This window comes from Pseudomonas sp. AC070 (genome assembly GCF_979258635.1).
Window position 1 is genome coordinate 5042430 of sequence record NZ_OZ409871.1, and the last position, 25080, is coordinate 5067509.

9 protein-coding genes are annotated in these 25080 nt (G+C 59.7%); 1 reads left to right on the forward strand and 8 read right to left on the reverse strand.

All coding sequences use genetic code 11. The features are described 5' to 3' along the window. Positions 1–178: 178 nt before the first annotated feature. From ACZZ0Q_RS22755 to ACZZ0Q_RS22785, 7 genes are all read right to left on the reverse strand, one after another. Complete coding sequence (locus ACZZ0Q_RS22755; RefSeq protein WP_463560950.1) at positions 179–13744, reverse strand: C80 family cysteine peptidase; 13566 nt, start codon at positions 13742–13744, stop codon at positions 179–181. Between the two features lie 102 nt (positions 13745–13846). After that, complete coding sequence (locus tag ACZZ0Q_RS22760; protein ID WP_463540681.1) at positions 13847–14755, reverse strand: response regulator; 909 nt, start codon at positions 14753–14755, stop codon at positions 13847–13849. A gap of 222 nt (positions 14756–14977) precedes the next feature. Then, a complete protein-coding gene (phoU, locus tag ACZZ0Q_RS22765; protein ID WP_122450000.1) occupies positions 14978–15709 on the reverse strand; it encodes a phosphate signaling complex protein PhoU in 732 nt (243 codons plus the stop codon). Positions 15710–15843: 134 nt separating this feature from the next. Further along, the gene (gene pstB, locus ACZZ0Q_RS22770; protein WP_463540680.1) at positions 15844–16677 is read right to left on the reverse strand and encodes a phosphate ABC transporter ATP-binding protein PstB; all 834 of its coding nucleotides are present in this window, start codon (positions 16675–16677) and stop codon (positions 15844–15846) included. 103 nt (positions 16678–16780) lie between these two features. Beyond that, on the reverse strand, positions 16781–18460 hold the full coding sequence (gene pstA, locus ACZZ0Q_RS22775) for a phosphate ABC transporter permease PstA (RefSeq protein WP_463384388.1): 1680 nt from the start codon (positions 18458–18460) through the stop codon (positions 16781–16783). Between the two features lie 3 nt (positions 18461–18463). Continuing rightward, positions 18464–20752, reverse strand: a complete 2289-nt coding sequence (locus ACZZ0Q_RS22780) for an ABC transporter permease subunit (RefSeq protein WP_463540679.1) — start codon at positions 20750–20752, stop codon at positions 18464–18466. Positions 20753–20926: 174 nt separating this feature from the next. Continuing rightward, positions 20927–21898 carry a phosphate ABC transporter substrate-binding protein PstS gene (locus ACZZ0Q_RS22785; RefSeq protein ID WP_463384386.1) on the reverse strand — a complete coding sequence of 324 codons (972 nt, stop codon included), beginning with the start codon at positions 21896–21898 and terminating at the stop codon, positions 20927–20929. A 403-nt stretch (positions 21899–22301) separates the two neighbouring features. Between ACZZ0Q_RS22785 and ACZZ0Q_RS22790 the strand changes: the two genes are divergently transcribed. Further along, on the forward strand, positions 22302–23612 hold the full coding sequence (locus ACZZ0Q_RS22790; RefSeq protein WP_463540678.1) for a PQQ-dependent sugar dehydrogenase: 1311 nt from the start codon (positions 22302–22304) through the stop codon (positions 23610–23612). On the opposite strand, the gene ACZZ0Q_RS22795 is transcribed toward ACZZ0Q_RS22790, so the two are convergent. Beyond that, on the reverse strand, positions 23596–24885 hold the full coding sequence (locus ACZZ0Q_RS22795; RefSeq protein ID WP_463540677.1) for an MFS transporter: 1290 nt from the start codon (positions 24883–24885) through the stop codon (positions 23596–23598). The genes ACZZ0Q_RS22790 and ACZZ0Q_RS22795 overlap by 17 nt on opposite strands. Positions 24886–25080: the final 195 nt, after the last annotated feature.

The window sequence follows — 25080 nt, forward strand, 5'->3', positions numbered from 1 at the left end:
TGGACCGGCAAGACTAGCAGCGCTGCGCCCAGGCGGCGAGATGCCGACCGTCGCGATGTGAAGCGTCGCTCGCCACCGGTCGGGGCCCGGCGTCCGCCTCAGGGCCAAACGCCTGCCAGGCCCCACCTCTTGCAGCAAACGAGGCCCCCTCCAGGTGCCTCCTTTGCCCCATCACACCTCAGAACGTCCCCGTGCCTGGCTGGATGCCGCTGGTGCCGGCGCCGTCAGCATTGTCATTACCCGCCGGCTCCGCGTCGTTGACCGTGATTGGATGAGAGCCCCAGCCGGAGCGGTCATAAACCTCGCCATAGTTGATCAGCATCTGCTCGCCTTTGGGGATAGGCCGCTTGGCCACATAAAAGACCAGATTCTTGCCCAGCCATATATAGGCGACGTTGTTGTTCTCCACTGATTCGGCATCGTTGATGAGTGTGGTCACGTTACCGTGCCCCTCGCCAAAACCACTGATGATGGCGTTTTTGTTGGGGAGCTCGAAGGCATAACTGAACAGTTTGTCGCGGCCAATCCGGTCTTCTTCAGCCGTCTTCTGCGCGGGGCCTTCCAGAAACTTGCCCGAGTACCACCCCAGCACCTCAAAGGCCTGGACATCTCGTTTAGCCCGCACACCGCGGCCCATACCTGGCACGTCTTCAATCGCCATCACCGATTCAAGATGATCAGCGCGCTGCTGCGCCGACAGTTTGAGCAGCTGCCTGGCCGCGGTCGCGATTGCATCCTCGGCTGCCCGAATCTTCGGCACGTCAATGTGGCCTTGCGAGTTGCCAAACGTGGCAAACATTTCATCCAGTAGCTCCGCACTCAACTTGGGCTTCAAACGATCAATCAAGACATCCAGTTCAACCATTTTTTTAACTTTCAGCTCGCGTTTAAGCACCTCGTACAGCACATCCTCGCCATTCACACCTTGCAGGACCGGCGCGGCATTATCGATAACGTGACGAATGGTGGGCACTTCCTCTTTAACCGGGGCGTCTGGCACCAACGGATCGGAAAGCGCATCGCTGATCGCTGTGTAGGCGGGCTCGGCATTCTCGGTGGCCGTTACCCTGGCAGCACTGCGGTCGGCAAGCAGGTCATCATCGGCCGGGGTCAAGAACTCCGCATCCAGCACGTCGATCGGTTCAGCTTTGACTAGCACACTTGCAGGATCATCGGCGAGCAGGTTGGGATCAATCAGGCTATCGAACCGCGGCAGTTGATCAATATCGATCGTGGCGGTCGCCTGTTCCGCGCTGGCGGCCAAATGATCAGTGAGCCCCCTGGAGCCGGCAAAGTCGCTCGCCAGGTCGAAGGCGGGCAGCGCTGGGCCGGAAGATTCTGGTAGCCCGCCATCTGCTAGCGGCAGGGTTTCAAAAACGTGCTCGCTGGCCCGCGAGCCGTCATCCAGGTCAACCGTATCCATTTGCTCATCCGCCGATGAGGGTCTGCTCGCGCTGATGTCCGTCAGTTTTGGTTCAACGTCCATACGCTGCGCCTGGATGGCGAGGCGATCACCCTCCGGAGCGGGCCCCACCCACGCACTCTCCCCTGGCTGAATACCCAGCCCAACGTTCGCCGACAATGCACTGTCAGCCGGGCGCTCGGGGCTTTTGGCGGGAGGGCTGAGTGGAAACGCCGGATGGTCTGTATCAACGTGATCCCCTTGCCGGGCTGTTTCGAAAGCGGAAGCCATCTGCGATTCAAGTTTTTTATTCTGGTACCTGAGGGTGTACAGCGCTTTCCTTAGTTGAGAATAAGCAAGACCATTGGCCTCGGCGAAAGCCCGCTGCCCCAGGGCAGTTGCTGGTGGCTGTGCCAGATAGGCCCGTGCTTTTGCAAGGTTGCCCGACGAGTTGGTATTCGTGCGGTGAGCAACCGCAACAGCCGCCCACTTATCTTCCCAGCCTTGGAGTGAAGTGATCTGCTCGACCGTTTTTCTGGCGGCAAGCTCGTTGTGAGGATCGGGCGCAGTGGCGAACCACTTGCGCAAAACATCTTTTAACTCGGGCCGCAGCTCAGTCGAGGAGGACGAATTGCCGATCCCAACCCAAGGGGTATCTCTTAAATTCCTAACGGCTAATATCAGTGCGCGCGCCGATACGTGCTCGCGTTCTGCAAAGGTTTTAATATTCCCCCGATAGGCTCCATCCGCACGCTGATCTAAATACTGCTGCGCAAGCATTTTCGGGTCAGGCCGCCCGCCAGTGATCACGGCGTAATGGTTTTTCCAAATAGACTCTATCCCGCGCAGTGGAGCGCCCACGCTGCCCAGATAACGCACAAAATCCTCTTTATTGCTGGGATCGACGGCAATTTTTTTCCAGTCTTCTATCAATTGCGCCTTGCTCACGCCCGCATGAGAAAGCTCGACATCTAAATCTCGTCGCGCTTTGCGCGCCAGTGAGGCAGGACCTGTTACAGCGCGGGGGGAGGCAGTCACAGATTGATCTGCCGCTGAGTCCGAAATATGACCGAGTACTAGGCTATCGGTTGATGACGAGGCCGACGTTTCAACGGTGCCAGGCAAACCAAGCGGTAGCTCCGGGCGTATGCCCGATGCAGACATCCTTTTTCTTGTGTTAGCAATGGCATTGTTTAGTTGGTCGAAACTAACGCCCTTTTGCTCAGCAAACTTGAGCCGGTCAAATTCCGGATCCGCAGATGCTGCCCAATATTCGTTGGCCAACTTGATCGCCTCACCGCGCTGCAACCGGCGCGTAGCCCCTAACGAGCCCGCTAAGATGCGCAGCACCACGTCAGCTCCAGGATTGCCGCCAACACCCTCCAATTTTTCACTGACGGCATGGGCTCGATCCAGATCCCCGTGCGCCGTAGCCCTGGCAGCGCTGCGATCGGCAAGCAGGTCAGAGGCCTGCAGCGCATTACTCCATGCCTGAGTATCCAAACCCACGTCCGCCGCCGCCCCATGGTCAGCCGAGCGCTTGGGGCTGTTGGCTGGAGGGCTAAGTGGAAACGCCGGATGGTCTGTATCAACAGGGTCCCTTTGCTGGACGGCGGAAAACGAATTGCCGACGCCAACGGTGGAAGATACTGAGGGGGTAGCTCTCGATTTACTAACGGCCAATTCCAGCTTGCGCCTTGAAACGTCGTGGGCCCTCGCATACTCGCCAATAGTCCCCGGATAGGGTCCATTCTCCAGTTGGCTTAAATACTCCTGCGCAACAATGTCCGGGTCACCCCGCTGGCCAGTGAGCACGGCCATATGGCTTCTCCAGATACCCTCTACCCCATTGCGTTTAGCGCCAAGGCTATCAACATAATGTAAAAACTCATCTTTATCGCTGAGGTCGACGGCAATCTTTTTCCAGTCTTTGATTAGTATCGTTTTGTCAATTTTCGCGGGGGCAGGATCGGCGTTCAAACCTTGCCCTTCGCTCCCCACTTTGGCGGAAATTTTTGCAGCTCGGGTGGAGGGAATGCCCGATGGGTCTACCGCTGAATCCGGAAAAACACTCCGGATCCCGCTACTGCTCGAGGCCGAAGGTGCTGCTGCGCCAGGCAAGTCCGGCTGCACCGGACTACTGGCCGATGTAAGCAACTTTTTCTTGAGGTTACCAAGGCCGCCGTTTAGTTGAACTACGCTGATGCCCTTTTGTTCAGCAAAGATATGCTTGCTTAAGCGCTGACTTTCAGGTGCTGCCAGATATTCTTGTGCAAGCCTAACCAACTCGCCGTATATCAGCTGATCAGAAGCAGCTTTCAGAGTCGAACTAGCGGAGTCGGCAGCCTTACCCATTCGCTTTACATAACCAATGGCACCCTGGAAGTGAGCAGCACTGATGCCGTGCAAGTCGGCATAGTCTCTTCTGGTTACCTTCAGGTGTTCCGGTAACTTCAAATATAACTGGGCCAGGTAAGCCGGCGATAAGTGCGTTAACTTATTGGCAGGGTTGGCTGTGGCGCCCGGCACACGGTCATGCTTGTTAAAAGGCACGTTCATGTCTGTTGCTATCGCTTTCAAGCGCTGCTGCGTCAGGTTATTAAGGCTCTTATTGAACAAACTTAAATCGATGGCCTCTTTTTCTGCGTAGGTGCTTGAGGATCCGGGATTTTCACCTCTCCATCGCTTCTCCAAATATTTTCTCGCATGCACTTGTGCGTTCGCTTCATTGATACTGGCTATCCAAGTCTGCCGATCAGTCAACTGGGTGATTGTGCTGCCAGACAAGTCATCATCCGCGCTGCTTGTTGCTGACCGTGCATCATCGTTACTCGCAGGGCTGCCACTTGGCTCGGAAGTATCTGCACGTGGCGCCTCAGCTTGAACAAAATGCCGCGTGCCTGCTGCCGATGTCGAGGACTGTGACACAACGTTGTCGCGCGGTTGTGCTGGTACACGCGCAATTTTCGGCTCTGCAGGTGGAGTTTGAGTCTGTAAAGATTCGAAGTGGCCCCACAGCCCCTTTGGAAGATTGCTGTCCACTCCAGACGTCTCGGCTGATTGTTCATCACCGCGCACTGGGCCGGTGAGCGCATGCGAGGTTGGCTCCAACAATTGGCGAGGGGAAACAGAGTCAGTCGTCAACGCCGGTGCTGAAGGCTTTGCAAAATGCTGCGAGCCCGGCGCCTGGTCTGAGCCGCCCTCCACACGTGCCGTTTGGTTGGCAGCTTCATCAGTCCGGTACTGCTCCAGAAGACGACGCTTGAGTGGGAGCCTGGACAGCGGCTCGGACGACGTCTGCTCAGCGGTCGCTGCGTCGCGCTTACCCAACGCATTCGCGTCGTTCGCCGACGCCGGCCGCTTATGGCCCGTTTCGTTCACCACTACCGGCGTTTCGTAACCTTTCACAGTGGTGGTACCACCCTGCCGTTGCAGCAGGCTGTCCACCTCATTGACCAGACTTTTGCCGTCTTTTGCACAACCAGTGCCGCAACCCACCAGTGCCAGCTTGTCGACCTGGGCGTTGCCGTCGGTTTGCAGTTTTTGCACCAGATCGCTGATCTGTTGGCCGCTGAGGCCGCCCAGGGTTGAGCCTGGTATGCCACTGGCACCATGCCCTACGACTTCAACCTTGGTGCTACTGGCGGGGGTGAATGCGCCCTGCAGGATCGAAGGGCTGCCGTGCGCGGTTGGTACAACCACCACGCTGTTATCGGGGTGTTTGTTCACCAGATTTTGCACCGCCTGGTTTACCACTGAATCACCTGGATCGGTGTTGACGATCACACGCTGACCAAATCCGGCCTTTGCCCTTGACGCGTATGTTTGCGCCTGCCCACCACCGCTGGTGCTGGCCCCTTGCGTGTCGGCTATTGCTATCGGCCGCGAATTCCAACCGGAGCGGTCATACACCTCACCGTAGTGGAGCAGTAGCTCTTCGCCTTTGACAATGGGCCGCTTGGCCACATAAAAAACCAGGTTCTTGCCAAGCCAGGTGTGAATAACATTGTTGTCTGCTGGTGATTCGGCATCATTAAGTAGCGTGGTCACATTGCCGTGCCCCTCACCAAAGCCACTGATAATCGCTTTTTTGTTGGGCAGTTCGAATGCATAACTAAACAGCTTGTCGCGGCCAATTCTTTGTTCTTCGGCTCCTTTGTGCGCAGCGCCTTCGAGAAATTTCCCCGCGTAGGTGCCAATCACTTCATAAGCGCGGATGTCTCTATTAGCCAGCACGCCACCCTCTATTCCCGGTATGTCTTTGGTCACCATGGTGGAGTCCAGATAAGCCGCGCGCTCCTGGGCTGACATTTTCAGCAGTTGTTTGGCTTGCGTCGTAATTTCATCCTGGATCGCGAGCGTCCGGGTTACACGCTCACCGGGAGGCGAGCCGCCGAAATCGGCGTGTAATTGGTCCTCAAGCGCGTGGCTAGGCGTGGGCTTGAGGCGCTCGATCAAGTCGTTCAGTTCGACGGTCTTCTTTACTCTCAACTCGCGCTTTAATACGTCGAGCAGCACATCTCCACCGTCAGCGCCTTGTAATACGGGCGCGGCGTTGTTGATGGTGTGGCGTATTACCGGTGCTTGCGCCGTAGGCGGCGTTTGCACTACCGATGAAAAAAGTGCTGCAGCGCCGGGCTCGGGCGCAGTGGGCTTGACGCTATCGGTGACCGGTCGCGCTGCCGGGCCGCTATGCGCGCGCAGGTTATCCACGGAGTGTGCTGTAGGCGCTGTAGCAGGCGGGCCATCCAAGGGCGTCCGCGATTGCGGGAAGATTGGCGCAGGGCTGTCGGCAAGCATGTCTTGCGCATTGGCGCCGCTCTGACCGGGTTCGCCCACCGGTCTATCACTCGCGCCTGTGGTGGGCCGCTGCAGGACCGCCGCAAGCTCAGACGATGTGCGAGACACAACCGTGTCGCGGGGTTGTGCTTCCACCCGAGCTATTTTTGCCTTTTTAGACGACATTTCATGCTGTGCAAGTACGCCGTGCCCCCACAGCCCTTTTGGAACATTGCTATCAGATCCAGACGCCTGCGCTGGTTGTTCGGAAGCTCGCGCCCGGCCGGTGAGACCATTCCCGGTGGGCCCTGAAAAACGGTGTGCAGGGGCAGTCTCACTCGTTGACGCGGATGAGGCAGTTGCCGCAGCGGTCCGCAAATCCAGCGGCTGGTCCGAGCCTCGCTCCACACGTGCAGTGCTGCCGGCAGCTTCATCGGCCCGGTATCGCTCCAAAATACGACGCTTGAGAGGTAGTTTCGACAACCCTTGAGGCGGTGTTTGCTCAGTGGCAGTCGCGTCCAGCTTACCCAACGCATCCGCTGCGTTCTGCGACGCTGGCCGTTTTTGGCCAGTTTCGTGCACCACTATTGCAGTGTCGTACCCCGTCAAACGGGTGGTGCCACCTTGCTGTTGCAGCAGGCTGTCCACTTCATTGACCAGGCTTGGGCCGTCTTTGGCACAGGCCGTACCGCAACCCACCAGTGCCAGTTTGTCGACCTGAGCATTGCTGCCGGCTTTCAGGTTTTGCACCAGGTCGGTGATCTGTTTGCTGTTCAAGCCTCCCAGGCTCGCGCCGTCAGCGCCGCTCGCGCCATGGCCCACCACTTCCACTTTGGTGCTGGCGCCGCTGGCCAGCGTGCCTTGCAGGATGGCGTGGCCGCCGTCGGCTTTGGGCGCGATCACCACGCTGTTGTCCGGGTGCTTGTTGGCCAGGTTCTGCACCGCCTTGTTCACCACCGGGTCGCTGGTGTCGGTGTTGACGATTACCCGTTGTTCAAAAGCCGGTTTGGCCTTGCCGTTATCGGCAAAACTTTCCTTGGCCTTTGGCGTGTCTGTCTGCGTTTTTGTGGTGCTGCTGGATGCGCTCGGCCGAGCACTGCTCCCCGATGTACTGGCCACCGACTTGCTGCCCGCTGACGAGGGCGTGAAGAGTTTTTTCGCGCCGGCCTTGAGCTCTTGCGCATCACTGATGGAGATTTCGATTTTCACATCGGTACCGGCCACGCGTTTGTTTTGCGTGACGTTGAGCTGCTTGTCGGCATCGGTGTTGAGCTTGCCGGCAATGCCTTGCGCGGCCGTGACTTTGCTCGGGTCGCCCACATCGATGGTCGCGGCGTTTTCGGCCTGGTACTTCACCTGGTCTACCCGACCAAATTCGAGCGTTACGCTGGGCAGGCCGTTTTTGCTGATACCGCCGCCACCACCGCCATAACCGCCGTCTTTGTCACGCGTGTCTTGCAGGCTTTTGGCGGTGATTTTGCCGCCCACATCAACGCTGCCCTGGCCGGGGCTGGAGGTAATGTGGGCACCGGTCAGGTTGAGGTTGCCGGCCACTTTGAGGTCGAGGCTGTCTGCTGCGATGCCGGCCTGTTCGGCGGTGAGTTTGCTGTTGTCGTAGTCCTTGCCGCCAGAGCCACTCGCGCTGGCGGTGCCCTGGATAAGGCCGTTGGTGGTGATGGCCACGCCCACACTGGCGCTCCAGTTGCCACGGGTGTGGTTCATGCTGCTGGTGTCTTGCACGCTGGTGATGTTCTGGTTGCCACCGATGGTGGCAGTCACCGAGTTGCCCTTGATATTGGAGCCGATCAGGTTGTGGTCGCCGGCGGTTTCGATGCTGACTTCGGTGCCGCTGATCAGCCCGTTGGTGTAACTGGTGCTGCTGCTTTTGGTGCTGTCGTAACTGCCGTCGGCACCCACGGACACGCCCATACCGGCACCGGTTGGCGCCACGCCAATGCTGTCGGAAATCCCCACGCGGTGGGTCGATACCGATTCCGAACTGCTGGTGCTGCTTTTCGCCGCCTGCTGGGTCAGCGCACCGGCAGACTTGATGGCGACCTTGCCGCCTTGCAGGTTTACGCCGTTCAGCGCGATATCGCCCTTGGTCGAGGTCAGGCTGATATTGCCGCCTACCTGGTTGATATTTTCCGAGCGGCTTTGGCTTTCGCGGCTTTCCTCGCTGTGTTGCATGCCGATGGTGCGCGACATGCCCGCTACTTCACCAAAGGCCACCTGGGTGGCCAGGCCCGCTGCCGCAATGGCGGTCAGTGTCGGGTCGATCTCCATTTTGCCTTCGGCCATGGCCTGGGTTTTCGAGGAACCCGGCGAGGCGTTCGGGTCGTTGACCGCGTCGGTGCCGAGGGCTTTGTGGGTGGTGTTGGATACTTGCGTAGCCACGTCGGCCAATGACGAGTGCGCTTCGGCGGTCAGACCAAAAAACAGCTCCTCACGGCTGTGCGTGGTTTTTTCCGTGCTCTCGTATTTGGTGGTTTTTATCTCGCCAGCGGTGATGTCCAGGGTTGGCATCGCTTCGGTGGCAGCCTTGCGTTCAGCTACGGTCATCTTGGCCCGGTCTTCGGGGCTCAACTGATGGCCGGCGTTGATGTCGGCGCCGCCGAAATCAAAGGTTCCGCCCACATCCACACTGCCGCTGCCGAAATTCAGTTGCGCGTTGCGGTAGGTGGTGGATTCGGTGGTGTCGGTGGTAGTGACCATCTCCAGGCCGATTTTCAGATTGGCACCACTGGTAGCGCCACGGCCTTTGTTGGCGCCGCTGTTAGCGCCAGTGCTGCCGGCTTTGGCCAGTTCCTGCGAGGCCGCGCCTCGGCCGGCACGAAGCGAAGAGGACTCTTGAGGATCGCTACCCAGCGCATCAAACGGCGCATCCAACTGCGTGTCGACTTTAGCTGCCGAGCCCACTCGACCGGTGGCCTCGTAGCCACCCGCGCCAACACCACCACTAACCAGCAGCTCTGCGGTTTTTACGGTTTTTTCGTGGTAGGCCAAATCCTTGGCGGCAATCACCGTCATGTCCCCGCCGACCTGGATAGCGCTGGTCTGGGTGTTGATGTCGCCGCCAGTAATGGTCCAATCGCCCTGCGCTTTTACCACCAGATTCTTGGCCTCCAGCGAATTGCCTATCGAGGTGACCGAAGCGGCCATTTCGGTGATGTCGACTTGCGACAGAAAGCCCGTCGCGCCTGCCGAATCGAACGCCGAACGCGCTTCGTACAGGTCTTTCATGTTGAGGTTGCCGGTAGTTTGCAGCAGCACGTTATCGGACTGGGTGATGGCGCCGATCAGGTCGATATCGCCGCCAGCAATCACGTTCAGGGAAGAACCTTGGCTGGTGTCTACCGGGCCTGCAGCCAGGCGGTCTTCGAAGATCGCGCGTACGTCTGGCCGTTCGACTACCAGCGGTGTTTTTTCCGCTGGTGCCTCGCTCACCGCATCAGAGGCAACCTCTTCTTTGGGTGGCGTATCAGCACTCAAGGCTGTACCCAAAATGCCGTTGTCACGCACCACCAGATAGCCGTTCTTGTCGTACCCGGTAGTGGCCGAACTGCTCACCCCTTCGCCGCCCACCACCGTCTGTTGGTAGCCGCTCATGATGCCGCCCTGATTACGCACTTTGCCTTCGGCGGCGATGACCAGTTGCCCAGCCGTTTTACCTTCGCCTCCTTGGCCGGCAAAGATCCCGGCCTGAGTACCACCAACGGAAACGTTGTTGATGTCGGTTTTGGAGTAGATGAAGGTGTCGGTATTGCCCCGAATACTGCCGTTGATGTTCGCCACCGACTCGGCATCGATCAGGATGGTGTCGGCGCTAACCAGCGCAGAGCTTTTAGCGTCCTGCGCTCGTGCAGCGATGGTCTTTTGGCTCAAATAAAGCCGTGGCGCGATCACCAACTGACCGTTCACCTCCTGGTTTTCGTACCACACCACGTCTTCTTGCAGCCCGGCGATTTGCGCGGCGCTTAGCGGTTGCCCGAGGCTAAAGCCGGCCGTATCGGTTAACGCCGCGCCGTTATCCATCAACTGTTTAACCAGCTCAGCACCACTCAAACGCATCGTCTGGGCCAGGAAATTACCCAGCCGCTGCTCGACACTTTGCATGATCAGTTGATGATCAAAATACGCGTCGCCCAGCACGGTCACGCTTTTGGTTGGGTCGTAGCCGATCTTGTCTAGGAAGTATTCCGAGCCGAAGAACTGGCTCTGGTCCAGGTACTTCACCCGCGTTTCATAAATCGGTTTTACCCGGGCAAACACGCTGTCATCGGCTGACGGTTCGCGCAGTTGGAACAGGGGATTGTTTTGCTGTTGCTTCAAAATGGCGTCGGCTTTATCGCGGTTAAAACCAAACTTCGCGTCCAGCTCGCCATCGAGGCTCTGCACGGTTTCGCTACCAACTTGAATGGTCACTGGCCGCTGCTCGCCCCAGTTGGCGCCATCGCCGCTGGCAAACGAGCCGCCTTCGTGCAGGAAGGTATTGCCGGCCGAGATTTCAGCCTGGGTACTGGCGTAATACGTCTGGGTTTTCTCGCTGCTCTTGAAGGCAGCCCAGCGTGGTCGCAGGGCGTCTTCGCCCAGGGCTTTCCAATCGGCACCGAGCACTGCGCTAAGCAGTTGATTCACTTCCGCAGATTTCACTTGCTTGAGCGAGTTCAGCCAGTTACCGGCACGGCCCTGATCGAGCAGTTGATCCAGCAGGCCATAGAGGCTGTAGTGGCTGGGGTCGCCGTTCGGTGTCCAGATCGACGAGGTGCTCCACCGGATGGTTGCCTGGGCGCCGCGCAGCAACTGAACCAATGATCTGCTGGTGGAGATGCCGAGGTTTTCCAGGTTGCCGTTGATCAGCACATTGCCCGTCGCGGCCATCAAACCGCCGACGTTGCGCACGGTGGCGCCGGTGTTTTTGGCGGTCTCCTGGTTGAGGAGTAAATCACCGCCAGCTTTGATCACGCCCTGTTTCACCGTGAGGTTGGCGGCGTACAACGGCAGGGTGATTTTGGTGTTCCAGTAATCGCGCTCGATCAGGCCGTCGGCTTGGGAATGCCAGGCGTCTTCGGACGCGTTGCCGGCAGCCACTAAGCCGCCGGTGCTTTGGCTGAGGTTTTCCAGCAACGGGGTGTCGATCCACAGGTTTTTCTGCGCTTCGATACGGCCCACGTTGTTCTGGATTTTCTGACCTGCGCTCAGGCTCATGTCGCCGGTGGCCAGCAGTTGGCTGTTGAGGCCATTGAGCAGTTGGGTGCCGGCCTTCAGGAAGATGTTTTCGCCCGCCCAGATCAGCTTGCCGGCCTGGTTGTCGATCAGGCCTTGGGCGGTAATGCCCAGGCTTTTGCTGATGATGATTGCGCTCTGGTTGCGCACATCGCCCGAGGCATTGATTTGCACGGAGCCCGGGGCGTTTAGCTCGGCGGCGATAGTGATGTGGTGGGCGGACAGGGTGAATAAGTTGGCTGCCTGCGGCGCTTTGAAGGCGGCATCGATCAGCAGATTAGCGTTGTTTTTAAAGCTCAGGCTGGCGGTATTTAGGGAGGTGATGGTGGCGCTGTTTTGGTAGCTGGCGAGATTCAGCGACAGATGATTGCCGGCGAGTAGTTCACTCGCCGAAGCAACGAAGGAGCCGGTGTCGATGGAGAGAGTGTTGCTCGCTTGAATCGTGGCCTGAGTAGAGCTGGTGAAGCTGTTTTGGGCGGTGAGTGAAACGTCGTTGCCGAGAATGCGGGCTTTGTCCTGGTTGCGGATATCGGCTGCTTTTACGCTGACTGTTTCACCTGCCAGCGTACCGCCAGCGGTATTGATCACCTGTGTACCAGCCTCAATGGTCAGCGTCTCGCCGGTGGCGATGGTGCCGGCGTTGTTGGTTAAGGCGCCGGTCACTTCGACGTTCAGATCAGCATCGGCCAGCACGTTTGCACCGGCCTGATTGGTCAGGCTGGCCGCTTTTAGTTTTAGCGCGTTCGCTGCCAGCGTGGCGGCATCGTTAAGCACTAAACCGCGCACATCAATGTTCAAACCGGCATCGGCCAGAATCTTGGCGGCCGCCTGGTTGGTCAGGCTGCCAGCGGTGAGGTTGATAGCATTGGCGGCGAGGGTAGCGGCATCGTTAAGCACAGCGCCCAGCGCGTCCAGAGTCAGCGTTGTGCCTGCATAAATACCGGCGCCGCTCTGGTTAGCGAGGTTGCCGCTGACATTGAGCGTTGCTGTATCGCGGCCATACAACGTAGCGCCTTCGCGGTTATCAACGTGCTCAGCTGAAACGGCCAGGGTTTCACCGCGAATCAACGCCTTGCTGCCGCTATTGGTCAGCTGTTTAGCGTTGATCGTGAGCGCCTTGGCCTGAATGCCGCCGCTGTTTTTCAAACTATCAGCACGCAGCTGCATATCGCCGCTGGCCAGCACAGTCGCGCCCAGTTCATTGATCAGGCTGTTTTTCACCTCGATGCTGAGGTTCGTACCCGAACCAAGGAAGGCATCTTTTTTGTTGATGACATCCTGCGCTTTGATCGCCAAACCCGTGGTGGCGTCCAGCGTGCCGCTGTTGGTTACTGTGGCGGTTGATACAATCTGCACTTGCCTGCCCGCACCAGTGTCGGTCAGCTCTATATCGCCATCCACACTGATACTGATGTCGCGCGCCGCCAAAATCAGCCCTTCATGCCGAACACCCGCGCCGCTGTCGCTGCTGATCAGGTTGATAAAACGGCCATGCATGGCGCCAGCGGCCGTGCCGTAAATAGCGAGGCCTGAGCTTTGCGCCTCAGCAGTGGCCGTAAAACCGCGCGAAGAGGTGTCGTAGGCACCTTGCCCAGCCACTACTTGCAGATCGGTTTCCCGCGTTTGGGAGCCCACAGCGCCATTGATAGCCACCGAACGCGCAACGATATCGAAGTAACTCAGCCCCGCCGTGTTAACGCCATCAACGCCAATAATCACCTGCCCGCTGTGCTCATCGACCCGAAATTGCAGGCTGCTATCGGCATCGCGCACCCGGCCGCTGCTTACCGTGAGGCTGGAGCTGTTGAGGGTGGTCACGCCGTTTAACGTGAGGCCATTGGGGTTGGCGATAAGGATGTCGGCTTTGTCGCCAAACACCTCCAACGTGCCGGAAATGGAGCTGGGCTTATTGCCGGTAATTTCGCTGAGAATTGCCCGTGCGGTGCGCGACAGGTTGGGGTTGCGCAGCACTGCGCCGCCAAGCTGGCTGGTGCCGTTGACCAGGCTGTTGTTGAAGATAACCCCGGGCTGCGCCACATCAAATTCAGTAAAGCGGTTGTGCGACAGGCCATTTCGGTTGGGGTCGGCGATCTCGATGACGGGTACACCATTGGGCGCGGTGATCACGTTGGTATTCGAGTAGCGCGGATCCAGCCGGATTTCGGCAACTGACCAGTTCGGCACGCTGGCCAGGAGCAGCGACAGCACCAAGGGCCTGAGTCGCGAAGGAGTAGCGGTTTGCTGCCCAGCCTTTCGCTGGGCACGGGTATGTTCGGCGACGGGAATCAGGAAACCCAATGGTTTGCTGAAGATGAGACGAAAGCAACGCGTGTTCATGACCGACTCCGTCGTAAGGGTTGTCGGTCAACGGTAAAAAGTCTTCATTGGGTTGACTGTAGGAACGCTCAGCAGACTGCCAAGGCAACTACACGCAATAGGCTAGGCCCCAGGAACAAAGTGTTTTTGAGTGGTGCCTCGGGCGATCAGCCGCGACAGGTAGTCGAGCTTTTGCGGGTCGCGGTCGACGAAGCGGAAGATCAGTTGCAGCCACTCGCTGTCGGGTTTGGGTTCGAAGGCGGCGACCGAGTGCAGGTAGCCGTTGAGGCGCGCCACTTCGCCACCGTCGCCCTGCTCCAGGTCGAGCACGGCGCTTTCCAGCACTTGCGGCAAGGTGTCCAGGCGTTTCACCAGCAACGAGGCCTCTTTCAGGCTCAGCGCTTTGATCACGCACGCCAGGCTGCCGCTGGGAAGCCGCAGTTGCCCTTGGCCACGACCCGAAGGCGCGGCAGCAGCCGGCGCCGGTTTGGCGGCGCCGCCGAGCAGCGCGGCGGCCGAACCGGTGGCGGCCGGCGCCGCAGGTTTGGGTTTGACCACCTCGGCCTTGCCGCCGGTGAGTGCGGACAGCGAGTCGTTGCCAAAGGGCGAGGCGGCAGTTTTCGGGGCGCCGCCCATCAGGGCTTCCAACTTGCCGGCTTTGTGCAGCGCTTTTTTGACCTTGGTGACCAACTGCTCGTTGGTGAAGGGCTTGCCGATAAAGTCGGACACGCCGGCCTGAATGGCCTGCACCACGTTTTCTTTATCACCACGGCTGGTGACCATGATGAACGGGGTGGTTTTCATCTCGGGCTGTTCGCGGCACCAGCTGAGCAATTCCAGGCCGGAAAGCTCGGGCATTTCCCAGTCGCAGAGAATCAGGTCGAACGCCTGTCGCCCAAGAATCTGCTGGGCTTTGCGACCGTTAACCGCATCTTCAATCTGGATGCCGGGGAATGCATTGCGCAGCCCTTTCTTCACCAGATCACGAATAAACGGCGCGTCATCCACCACCAGCACGCTGATTTTGCTCATCGACCACCCCTTCAGTAATGGCATAAGCATAGCCTCGCCACGCGGCGAATAGGCAAATCGACTTACGGAACCCGACGGTAGTGCACAAAAACGACAACGCCCGGGCTGGGCCGGGCGTTGTAGCCGTGCTGCGCATACCTGTAGGAGAGGCTTTAGCCTCGAGCTTTTTGAAGTCGCAAAAAGCATCGCGGCTAAAGCCGCTCCTACAGGGACGTGTAGGGGTCAGCCTTTGTCGGCGATCCCTTTCACTTCTTCTTCCATTCTTGCCAGACCCAGGTGTTTCACGTCGGTGCCGCGCACGAGGTAAATCACCAACTCGGCGATGTTGCGCGCGTGGTCGCCGATGCGTTCCAGCGAGCGCAGTACCCAGATGATGCTCAGCACGCGCGTGATGGAGCGCGGGTCTTCCATCATGTAGGTGACGAGTTCACGCAGGGCGGTTTTGTATTCGCGGTCGATGGTTTTGTCGTACTTGGCCACCGACAGGGCCAGGTCGGCGTCGAAGCGGGCGAAGGCGTCGAGCGACTCCTGCACCATTTTGCGCACCTGGTCGCCGATATGGCGCACTTCCACGTAGCCGCGTGGCGACTCGCCGCTTTCGCACAGTTCGATGGCGCGCTTGGCGATTTTGGTCGCTTCGTCGCCGATGCGCTCGAGGTCGATAACCGATTTGGAGATGCTGATGATCAGACGCAGGTCAGACGCGGCAGGCTGACGACGGGCCAGAATGCGGATGCACTCTTCGTCGATGTTGCGCTCCATCTGGTTGATCTGGTCGTCGATCTCGCGCACTTGCTGGGCCAGACCGGAGTCGGCGTCGATCAGCGCGGTCACGGCGTCGTTCACTTGTTTTTCCACCAGGCCGCCCATGGCCAGCAGGTGGCTGCGCACGTCTTCCAGCTCAGCGTTGAACTGGGCGGAAATATGGTGGGTGAGGCTGTCTTTGTTGATCATGTGCATGTCCTGAACCGGGGTTTGACTCCCCTCTCCCGTCCTCGGGAGAGGGGCCGGGGGAGAGGGTTGGCAGACAACGCAAAAGCCCCTCTCCCTAACCCTCTCCCGCAGGCGGGAGAGGGGACTGACCGAAACTAGCCGTAGCGACCGGTGATGTAGTCTTCCGTTTGTTTCTTCGCCGGGTTGGTAAACAACGTATCCGTGTCGCCAAACTCGATCAGCTTGCCCATGTACATAAACGCCGTGTAGTCAGACACCCGCGCGGCCTGTTGCATGTTGTGGGTCACGATGACGATGGTGAATTTCGATTTCAGCTCGTAGATCAGCTCTTCCACTTTCAGGGTGGAGATCGGGTCCAACGCCGAGCACGGTTCGTCGAGCAGCAGCACTTCAGGCTGCACGGCGATGGTGCGGGCGATGACCAGACGCTGTTGCTGACCGCCGGACATACCCAGCGCCGACTCGTGCAGACGGTCTTTCACTTCGTCCCACAAGGCCGCGCCGCGCAGGGAAGCTTCAACGGCTTCGTCGAGTACGCGCTTCTGGTTGATGCCTTGAATGCGCAGGCCGTAGGCCACGTTCTCGTAAATGCTTTTGGGGAACGGGTTGGGCTTCTGGAACACCATGCCGACGCGACGACGCAGCTCGGCCACGTCTTCGCCTTTGCGGTAGATGTTGCTGCCGTCGAGGTTGATTTCACCTTCAACGCGGCAGCCGTCTACCAGGTCGTTCATGCGGTTGAAGCAGCGCAGCAGGGTCGACTTGCCGCAGCCCGACGGGCCGATAAAGGCGGTCACGCGCTGCTTGGGGATGTTCATTTTGACGTCGTAGAGCGCCTGCTTTTCGCCGTAGAACAGGCTCAAGCCGGGCACTTCCAGGGTCACGGCTTCTTCAGCCAGGGTCAGGTTCTGTTTTTCACGGCCAAGGGCAGAAATGTTGATGCCGTGTGGCTGGGCTTCGTGCTGCATGGAGAAACCTCGATGCGTTGTGTGCGTTTGGCTGACCGGTGCGCTGGTCAGCGAATAGTCGTTCAATTCTTTACTTCGTCATTTCCCGTTCGCGGGGATGACGTTAGTGATCCAGCGCCTTGTACTTCTCGCGCAGGTGGTTACGAATGGCCACCGCCGACAGGTTCAGGCCGGCAATTACCATCACCAGCAACAGCGCGGTGGCGTACACCAACGGGCGGGCCGCTTCGACGTTGGGGCTCTGGAAGCCGACGTCGTAGATGTGGAAGCCCAGGTGCATGATTTTCTGGTCAAGGTGCAGGTACGGGTAGTTGCCGTCTACTGGCAGCGACGGCGCCAGCTTCACCACACCCACCAGCATCAGCGGTGCCACTTCGCCAGCGGCGCGGGCCACGGCGAGGATCATGCCGGTCATCATGGCCGGGCTGGCCATCGGCAACACGACTTTCCACAGGGTTTCTGCCTTGGTCGCGCCCAGGGCCAACGAGCCCTCACGCACGGCACGCGGAATACGCGCCAGACCTTCTTCGGTGGCCACGATCACCACCGGCACGGCGAGAATCGCCAGGGTCAGCGAGGCCCACATCAGGCCCGGCGTACCGAAGGTAGGCGCCGGCAGCGCTTCGGCGAAGAACAGGCGGTCGATGGAGCCGCCCAGCACATATACAAAGAAGCCCAGACCGAACACGCCGTAAACGATGGCCGGAACGCCGGCCAGGTTGTTCACCGCGATGCGGATGATGCGGGTCAGCGGGCCTTGCTTGGCGTATTCGCGCAGGTAAACCGCCGCCAGCACACCAAACGGCGTCACGATCATGGCCATGATCAGGGTCATCATCACGGTGCCGAAAATGGCCGGGAAGATGCCGCCTTCGGTGTTCGCTTCACGCGGGTCGTCGGAGAGGAATTCCCACAGGTTGGCGAAGTACATGCGCAGCTTGGTGAATACGCCCATGCCGTTTGGCTGGTAGGCGTGAACGATTTTGCCGAGGCTGATTTCAATTTCTTTGCCGTCGGCTTCACGCACCACGATGCTGTCGCGGTCGACCGCCTGGTGCAGCTCCAGCAGTTGGCCTTCCAGGCCTTTGTACTTGGCGTCGAGTTCAGCGCGCTCGGCTTCGATGTCAGCCTGGGCTTCAGGCGTCAGGGCTTTGTCGAGTTCCAGCTTGCGGGTTTTCAGACGCAGGCGTTCGAGGTCATGGTTGATCGCGCCGATGTCTTTCTTTTCCAGCTTGCTCAGCTGCTCGGCCAGGCCTTCAACGCGCACGATGCGCTCTTGCAGGGTCGGCCAGCCGGCTTCGCCTTCGGCGATCACCTTGCCGCTTTCCTTGACGCTAACCAGCGTGCCGTAGAAGTTGCCCCACTCGCGGCGCACCAGTGTCATCAGTTCAACCGGCTTTTTCTGGTCGACCAGCCAATCGCCGACCAGCCAGGTGAAGTCGCTGCCGTAGATGTCACGGTTACCCACTTTCAGTAGCTCGCGGGTCATGAACTCCGGGCCATTTTCCGGCACCGGCAAGCCGGCACCTTTCAAACGCGCCAGCGGCACTTCTTCGGCCTGAACCACCTCGCCCACCACGGTGTGGCTGGCTTGGCCGGGAATGGAGTAAGTGGCTTGCAGCAGGTCGGCAGGCCAGAAGTGACCCAGACCGCGGAAGGCAATAACCAGCAGCAGGCCGATGGTCATGATCACGGCGATGGACACCGCGCCGCCGCTCATCCAGATGCCTGGCGAACCGCTTTTGAACCAAGCGTTGAGAGAATTCTTCTTCACGGCATTCATCCTTTAGAGCGCTGCGTATTTCTTGCGCAGACGCTGACGAATCAGTTCGGCCAAGGTGTTCATGATGAAGGTGAACAGCAGCAGTACCAGTGCCGAGAGGAACAGCACGCGGTAGTGGCTGCCGCCGACTTCCGATTCCGGCATTTCAACCGCCACGTTGGCGGCCAGGGTGCGCAGGCCTTCGAACAGGTTCATTTCCATGACCGGCGTGTTACCGGTGGCCATCAGCACGATCATGGTTTCACCCACCGCGCGGCCCATGCCGATCATCAGCGCAGAGAAAATGCCCGGGCTGGCGGTGAGAATCACCACGCGGGTCATGGTCTGCCAGGTGGTTGCACCCAGTGCCAGCGAGCCCAGGGTCAGGCTGCGCGGCACGCTGAACACGGCGTCTTCGGCAATCGAGAAGATGTTCGGAATCACCGCAAAACCCATGGCCAGGCCGACGATCAGGGCGTTGCGCTGGTCGTAGGTGATGCCCAGGTCATGGGAGATCCACAGGCGCATGTCGCCGCCGAAGAACCAGTTTTCCATGTACGGGCTCATGCCCAGGGCCAGGGTGCCGACGATCAGGATCACCGGAATCAGGGTCAGCGATTCCCAGCCTTCAGGCACGCGCAGGCGGATGGACTCCGGCAAGCGGCTCCAGCCCCAGCCGGCGAGCAAAATGCCCAACGGCGTCAGCACCAGCAGGCTGAAAATGCCCGGCAGGTGACCTTCTACATAGGGCGCCAGGAACAGACCGGCGAAGAAGCCGAGAATAACGGTGGGCAGCGCTTCCATCAGTTCGATCACCGGCTTCACTTTGCGGCGCATGCGCGGCGCCATGAAGTAGGCGGTGTAGATGGCGGCGGCAACGGCCAGCGGCGCGGCGAGCAGCATGGCGTAGAACGCGGCTTTCAGCGTACCGAAGGTCAGCGGTGCCAGGCTCAGCTTGGGCTCGAACTCGGTGTTGGCGGCGGTCGACTGCCAGATGTACTTGGGTTCGTCGTAGCTTTCGTACCAGACCTTGCCCCACAGCGCGCTAAACGATACTTCCGGGTGCGGGTTCTTCAGGGCCAGCGGGTGCAATTCGGTGCCGGCTTCAACCAGCAGACGGTTGGCCCGTGGCGACATGGCGAGGGCGCCTTTGCCCTCGACAATTTTTTCCACCAGCAGCGTGCGCTCGGCAGTGCTGTGGTAAACGCCCAGCTCACCGGCCGCATCCAGGGCGACGAAGCCTTTGCGACGCTCTTCCGGGTTGATCTGCAGAATCGCCGAATCGCCTTGCTGGAAGTCGCGAATGTGTTTGAAGCGCGAGGAACCGTCCGGGTCGCGGGCCATGAACCACTGGCTGATGCCACCTTTGGAGTTACCCACCATCAGCGAAATGCCACCCAGCAACTGGGCGCTGGCGGTGACTTCAGTGTCGGCGTCTTCCAGCAGTTTGTAGCGGCCGTTGAGGCTGCGCTCACGCAGGTTGAACACGTCGGCCTGGGCACGACCGTTCAACACGTACAGCCACTGTTGGCGCGGGTCGATGTACAGCGCTTTGATCGGCTCGGCGATCTGCGGCAGCACGATGCGGTCCTGCGTCAGCGTGGTTTCGCCGGTCATCATGTTTTCTTCGCTGGTCAGCGACAGCATCAACAACTCGCTGCCACTGGAGGCGCCGAGCAACATGGTTTCGTCGTTGGCGTTGATGCTCACGTGTTCCAACGCGCGGCCCTGCGGGTCGATGGCCAGCGGCGCTTCGCCGTAGGGATAGTCGAGCTGCGGGGTGATGGTTTTGTGGTTGTCCGGGTAGGTGACGACGTAGGTGTGTTTGAACACCAGCGCCTGGCCGTTGGACAAGCCCAGCACCACCAGATTGTTACCGGCCTGTGCCTGGCCGATGGACGCCACGGTGGCGCCAGCTGGCAGGGTCAGGGGGAAGCGTTTGATTTCGTCGCCGGTTTTGGTGGTGAAGAAAATCACCTCACCCTTATCGGAAACACGCATGGCCACCTGGTTCTGCTCTTCAATGGCGAGCAGCAGCGGTTTGCCAGCGTCTTGTTGCAGCCATGCCGGCGTCTGCACCTTCTTCTCGGTCAGCTCGGCGCCCTGAAACAGGGGGAACACCACGTAGCCCAGATAAAAGAAGATCAGCGTGATTGCGCCGAGCACGGAAAGGCCGCCGATCATTACGTACCAGCGGGCCAAATGGTCTTTAAGCGCACGGATGCGGCGCTTGCGTTGCAGCTCGGGCGTATTGAAATCAATACGTCCGGAGGAGGAATTCGCAGTCATGGGGGAATTTGCCAGATCGTTCATGCGCACACCCTAGCGGCTCTGTATGACAGAAACATGACAAAGCAGTGACGCAAAAAACCCACTGAGCAATAACACCAAGTGCAATTGACAGCGGGCTTGCGAAATACGCCGTTCGGGATCACCAAACGGCGCTTATGTGTTCAACGGAGCGGCGGTTAACCGCTCCTGCTGGTCTTAGAGACCCAGGTCTTTCAGGGCTTTTTCGGCCACTTTTGCCGGCAGCGGGATATAGCCGTCTTTGACGACCACTTGCTGACCGGATTGCGACAGAACCATCTTCACGAATTCAGCTTCCAGCGGAGCCAGAGGCTTGTTCGGCGCCTTGTTCACGTACACGAACAGGAAGCGCGACAGCGGGTAGGAACCGTTCAGGGCGTTTTGCTCGTTGTCTTCTACGAACTCGCCGCCTTCTTTCTTAGCCAACGGTACGGTGCGAACGCTGGCAGTTTTGTAGCCAATGCCCGAGTAGCCGATGCCGTTCAGCGAGGAGCTGATGGACTGAACCACCGAAGCCGAACCTGGCTGCTCGTTCACGTTGGCTTTGTAGTCGCCTTTGCACAGGGCTTCTTCTTTGAAGTAGCCGTAGGTGCCCGATACCGAGTTACGACCGAACAGTTGTACTGGCTTGTTGGCCAGGTCGCCGGTGATGCCCAGGTCGCCCCAGGTTTTGATGTCTTTCGGGCCACCGCACAGGCGGGTTGCCGAGAAGATGGCATCAACCTGAGCCATGGTCAGGCCTTTGATGGGGTTGTCTTTGTGTACGAATACAGCCAGGGCGTCGACGGCTACCGGAACGGCAGTCGGCTTGTAGCCGTATTTGGATTCGAAAGCTTGCAGCTCAACGTCTTTCATTTTGCGCGACATTGGGCCCAGGTTAGCGGTGCCTTCGGTCAGAGCGGGTGGCGCGGTGGAAGAACCGGCGGCCTGAATCTGGATGTTTACGTTCGGGTACAGGCGTTTGTATTCCTCAGCCCACAGGGTCATGAGGTTGGCGAGGGTGTCGGAACCAACGCTGGACAGGTTGCCGGATACGCCGGTGGTCTTGTTGTAGGCCGGGATCGACGGGTCAACAGCGGCAACCGCGCTTGCGGTGGCGACGCCAGCGGCGACAAAAGTCAGGGCCGCCATCAAACGCTTAAGTTTCATGCCTTGCTCCTAGCAGGATAGGGTTGTGATGGAACGGGCCCAAGTATCTGTAGGCCGTGTGAAGACTCTATGACTTGAATGTGACAATTAGATGAAAGGCCATCATGGAAGCTGCTGCGCTCGGCCATGCGGCGTTGAAGCGCGGGTCGCGATGCTCATTGGCTTGAGCCAACTGCGCTCGCTCGTCCGCCCTTCGCCTTGCCTGGCCTTCGCTCGCGACGCTCCAGCACCTATAAATAAATAGATGCGCATCCCGTCACCCCCGCGAACGCGGGGGGTCCAGAATCTCGAAGCTGCCGTACAACTAAAAGCCGCCGAAAAAACCGCAACGCAGGTTTTCAAAACAGTGTGAACGTTGTGCTGTCACTTATTGAGCCACTAGCAACGACCCGGAGACCGCCCCATGCATTTCGCCCGTTTACTGCCCCTATCCCTACTGACCGTCGCGTGCGTGAGCTGCGCAGAAACCCCAACCGCCGATGCGCTAAAGGGCTACGGGCCGAAGCCGACCTTGCCGGAACCCGAGTCGGGTCTGCTGCCGACGGTGAACATTGCCAAGGCGGTCGGCTGGCCCGTCGGCGGCACACCGGAGGCGGCGCCGGGCACCAAGGTGAATCTGTTCGCCGAGGGGCTGGACCATCCGCGCTGGATGCATGTGTTGCCTAACGGCGACGTGCTGGTGGCCGAGAGCAATGCGCCGAAGCCGGAAGATGAAGGCGACTTCAAAATCAAGGAATGGGTGGCCAAGAAGATCATGGCCAAAGCCGGCGCCGGCGTGCCGAGCGCCGACCGCATCACCCTGCTGCGTGACGCCGACCACGACGGCATCGCCGAAGTGCGCACCACCTTTTTGAAAAACCTGCACTCGCCCTTCGGCATGGCCCTGGTCGGCAACGACCTGTATATCGCCAACGCCGACGCCGTGGTGCGCGTGCCGTACGTGGCAGGCCAGACCGAAATCAGCGCCGAGCCGACCAAAATCACTGCGCTGCCGGCTGGCCTGAACCATCACTGGACGAAAAACCTGATCGCCAGCCAGGACGGTAAAAAGCTGTACGTCACGGTCGGCTCCAACAGCAACGTCGGCGAAAATGGCCTGGATATAGAAGAAGGCCGCGCCGCCATCTGGGAGCTGGACCCCAGCAGCGGCGACAAACGCCTGTTCGCCACCGGCCTGCGCAACCCCAACGGCCTGGCCTGGGAACCCACCACCGGTGCGCTGTGGGTGGCGGTGAATGAGCGCGACGAAATCGGCAATGACCTGGTGCCGGATTACATCACCTCGGTGAAGGAAGACGGTTTCTATGGCTGGCCCTACAGCTACTACGGCCAGCACGTCGACGAGCGCGTGGAGCCGCAACAGCCAGACCTGGTCGCTAAAGCGTTGGTGCCCGATTACGCGCTGGGCTCGCACACCGCCTCGCTGGGCATCACCTTTGGCGACAAGAGCGCCCTGCCGGATTACAAGGAAGGGCTGCTGGTGGCGCAACACGGTTCATGGAACCGCGAGCCGCGCGCGGGCTACAAGGTGATCTTCGTGCCGTTCAGCGGCGGCAAACCCAACGGCATGCCGCAAGACGTGCTCACCGGTTTCCTCAACCCCGAAGGCGAAGCGCAGGGCCGGCCGGTGGATGTCGCCGTCGACAGCCAGGGCGCGCTGCTGGTGACTGACGACGTGGGCAACAAAGTGTGGCGGGTCAGCGCTTCGAAATAAGCAGGTACAGCCCCACGCAAAACCCCAGGCCGCATAACGCGGCCACGTAATAGGCCGGCCCGAGGGGGTCGGTCTTGAGCAGCAGGGTGACGAGCATGGGTGTCAGCCCGCCGAAAATGGCGTAGGCCAGGTTGTAGGAAAACGACAACCCGGAAAAACGCACCACCGGCGGGAAGGCATTGACCATCACAAACGGCACCGCGCCGATGGTGCCCACGAACAGGCCCGTCATTGCATATAGCGGGAACAGCCATTCAGGGTGAGCGCTGACCTGGGTGTAGAACGTCCAGGAACTGGCCAGCAGCAGCAAGCTGCCGACGATAAACACACGGCCCGCGCCGAAGCGATCGGCCAACGCACCGGCCGCCACGCAACCCATACTCAAAAACACGATGGCCAGGCTATTGGCCTGCAGCGCCGTGGCCGCGTTGAAGTGGTAGAGGGTTTGCAGCAGCGTGGGCGTCATCAGGATGACCACGATAATGCCGGCCGACAGCACCCAGGTGAGCAGCATCGACAACACAATCGCGCCCCGGTGATCGCGCACCACGGCCTTGAGCGGCACTTCTTCGGCCAAGGCTTTGCGTTGCTGCAGCTCGGCGAACACCGGCGTTTCGTGCAGCCAGCGGCGCAGGTACACCGAGAACAACCCAAACACGCCGCCGAGCAGGAACGGCCCGCGCCAGCCGTAGGCCAGCAGTTCTTCGGGCGTGAAGAGGCTGTTGAACAACGTCGCGACCAGCGAGCCCAGCAGAATGCCGGCCGTTAGCCCCGAGGTCAGCGTGCCGCAGGCATAGCCGATGTGCCGTGGCGGCACGTGCTCGGCGACAAACACCCAGGCGCCGGGCACTTCACCGCCAATAGCGGCGCCCTGAATCACCCGCAGCACCAGCAAGGCGATGGGCGCCCAGATGCCGATTTGCGCGTAGGTCGGCAGCAAGCCCATCAGCAACGTGGGCACGGCCATCATGAAAATGCTCAAGGTGAACATTTTCTTGCGCCCGAGCAGATCGCCGAAGTGCGCCATGACGATGCCGCCCAGGGGGCGGGCCAGATAGCCGGCGGCGAAGATGCCGAAGGTTTGCATCTGCCGCAGCCATTCGGGCATTTCGGCCGGGAAGAACAGCTTGCCGACCACGGCCGCGAAGAACACGAAAATGATGAAGTCGTAAAACTCCAGCGCACCGCCCAAGGCAGACAGCGACAGGGTTTTGTAATCGCTGCGAGTCAGCGGTCGGGTCGGGACAGGAGCGGGCGAGGCGGCGGTGGACATAAAAGAGGGCTTCTCAATCGGCTGAAAGCGCAGCCACAGCGGGCGCAAAGCCCCGCGCGGCAGGGCGGCACGATAGCAAATTGCGACAGTTCGACACAGCAATGTAACCATCTCGGTCAATTCTGGAACCCGGCAGTCGTGCTAGGACAAAACCCCCGATATACTGCGGCCTGTCTGCGTCTGGCCCAAGCTAGA

Bases quoted from the DNA above. Each gene is read 5' to 3' on its own strand.
- ACZZ0Q_RS22755 (WP_463560950.1), bottom strand. From the start codon at position 13,744: ATGAACACGCGTTGCTTTCGTCTCATCTTCAGCAAACCATTGGGTTTC.
- ACZZ0Q_RS22760 (WP_463540681.1), bottom strand. From the start codon at position 14,755: ATGAGCAAAATCAGCGTGCTGGTGGTGGATGACGCGCCGTTTATTCGT.
- phoU (WP_122450000.1), bottom strand. From the start codon at position 15,709: ATGATCAACAAAGACAGCCTCACCCACCATATTTCCGCCCAGTTCAAC.
- pstB (WP_463540680.1), bottom strand. From the start codon at position 16,677: ATGCAGCACGAAGCCCAGCCACACGGCATCAACATTTCTGCCCTTGGC.
- pstA (WP_463384388.1), bottom strand. From the start codon at position 18,460: ATGAATGCCGTGAAGAAGAATTCTCTCAACGCTTGGTTCAAAAGCGGT.
- ACZZ0Q_RS22780 (WP_463540679.1), bottom strand. From the start codon at position 20,752: ATGAACGATCTGGCAAATTCCCCCATGACTGCGAATTCCTCCTCCGGA.
- ACZZ0Q_RS22785 (WP_463384386.1), bottom strand. From the start codon at position 21,898: ATGAAACTTAAGCGTTTGATGGCGGCCCTGACTTTTGTCGCCGCTGGC.
- ACZZ0Q_RS22790 (WP_463540678.1), top strand. From the start codon at position 22,302: ATGCATTTCGCCCGTTTACTGCCCCTATCCCTACTGACCGTCGCGTGC.
- ACZZ0Q_RS22795 (WP_463540677.1), bottom strand. From the start codon at position 24,885: ATGTCCACCGCCGCCTCGCCCGCTCCTGTCCCGACCCGACCGCTGACT.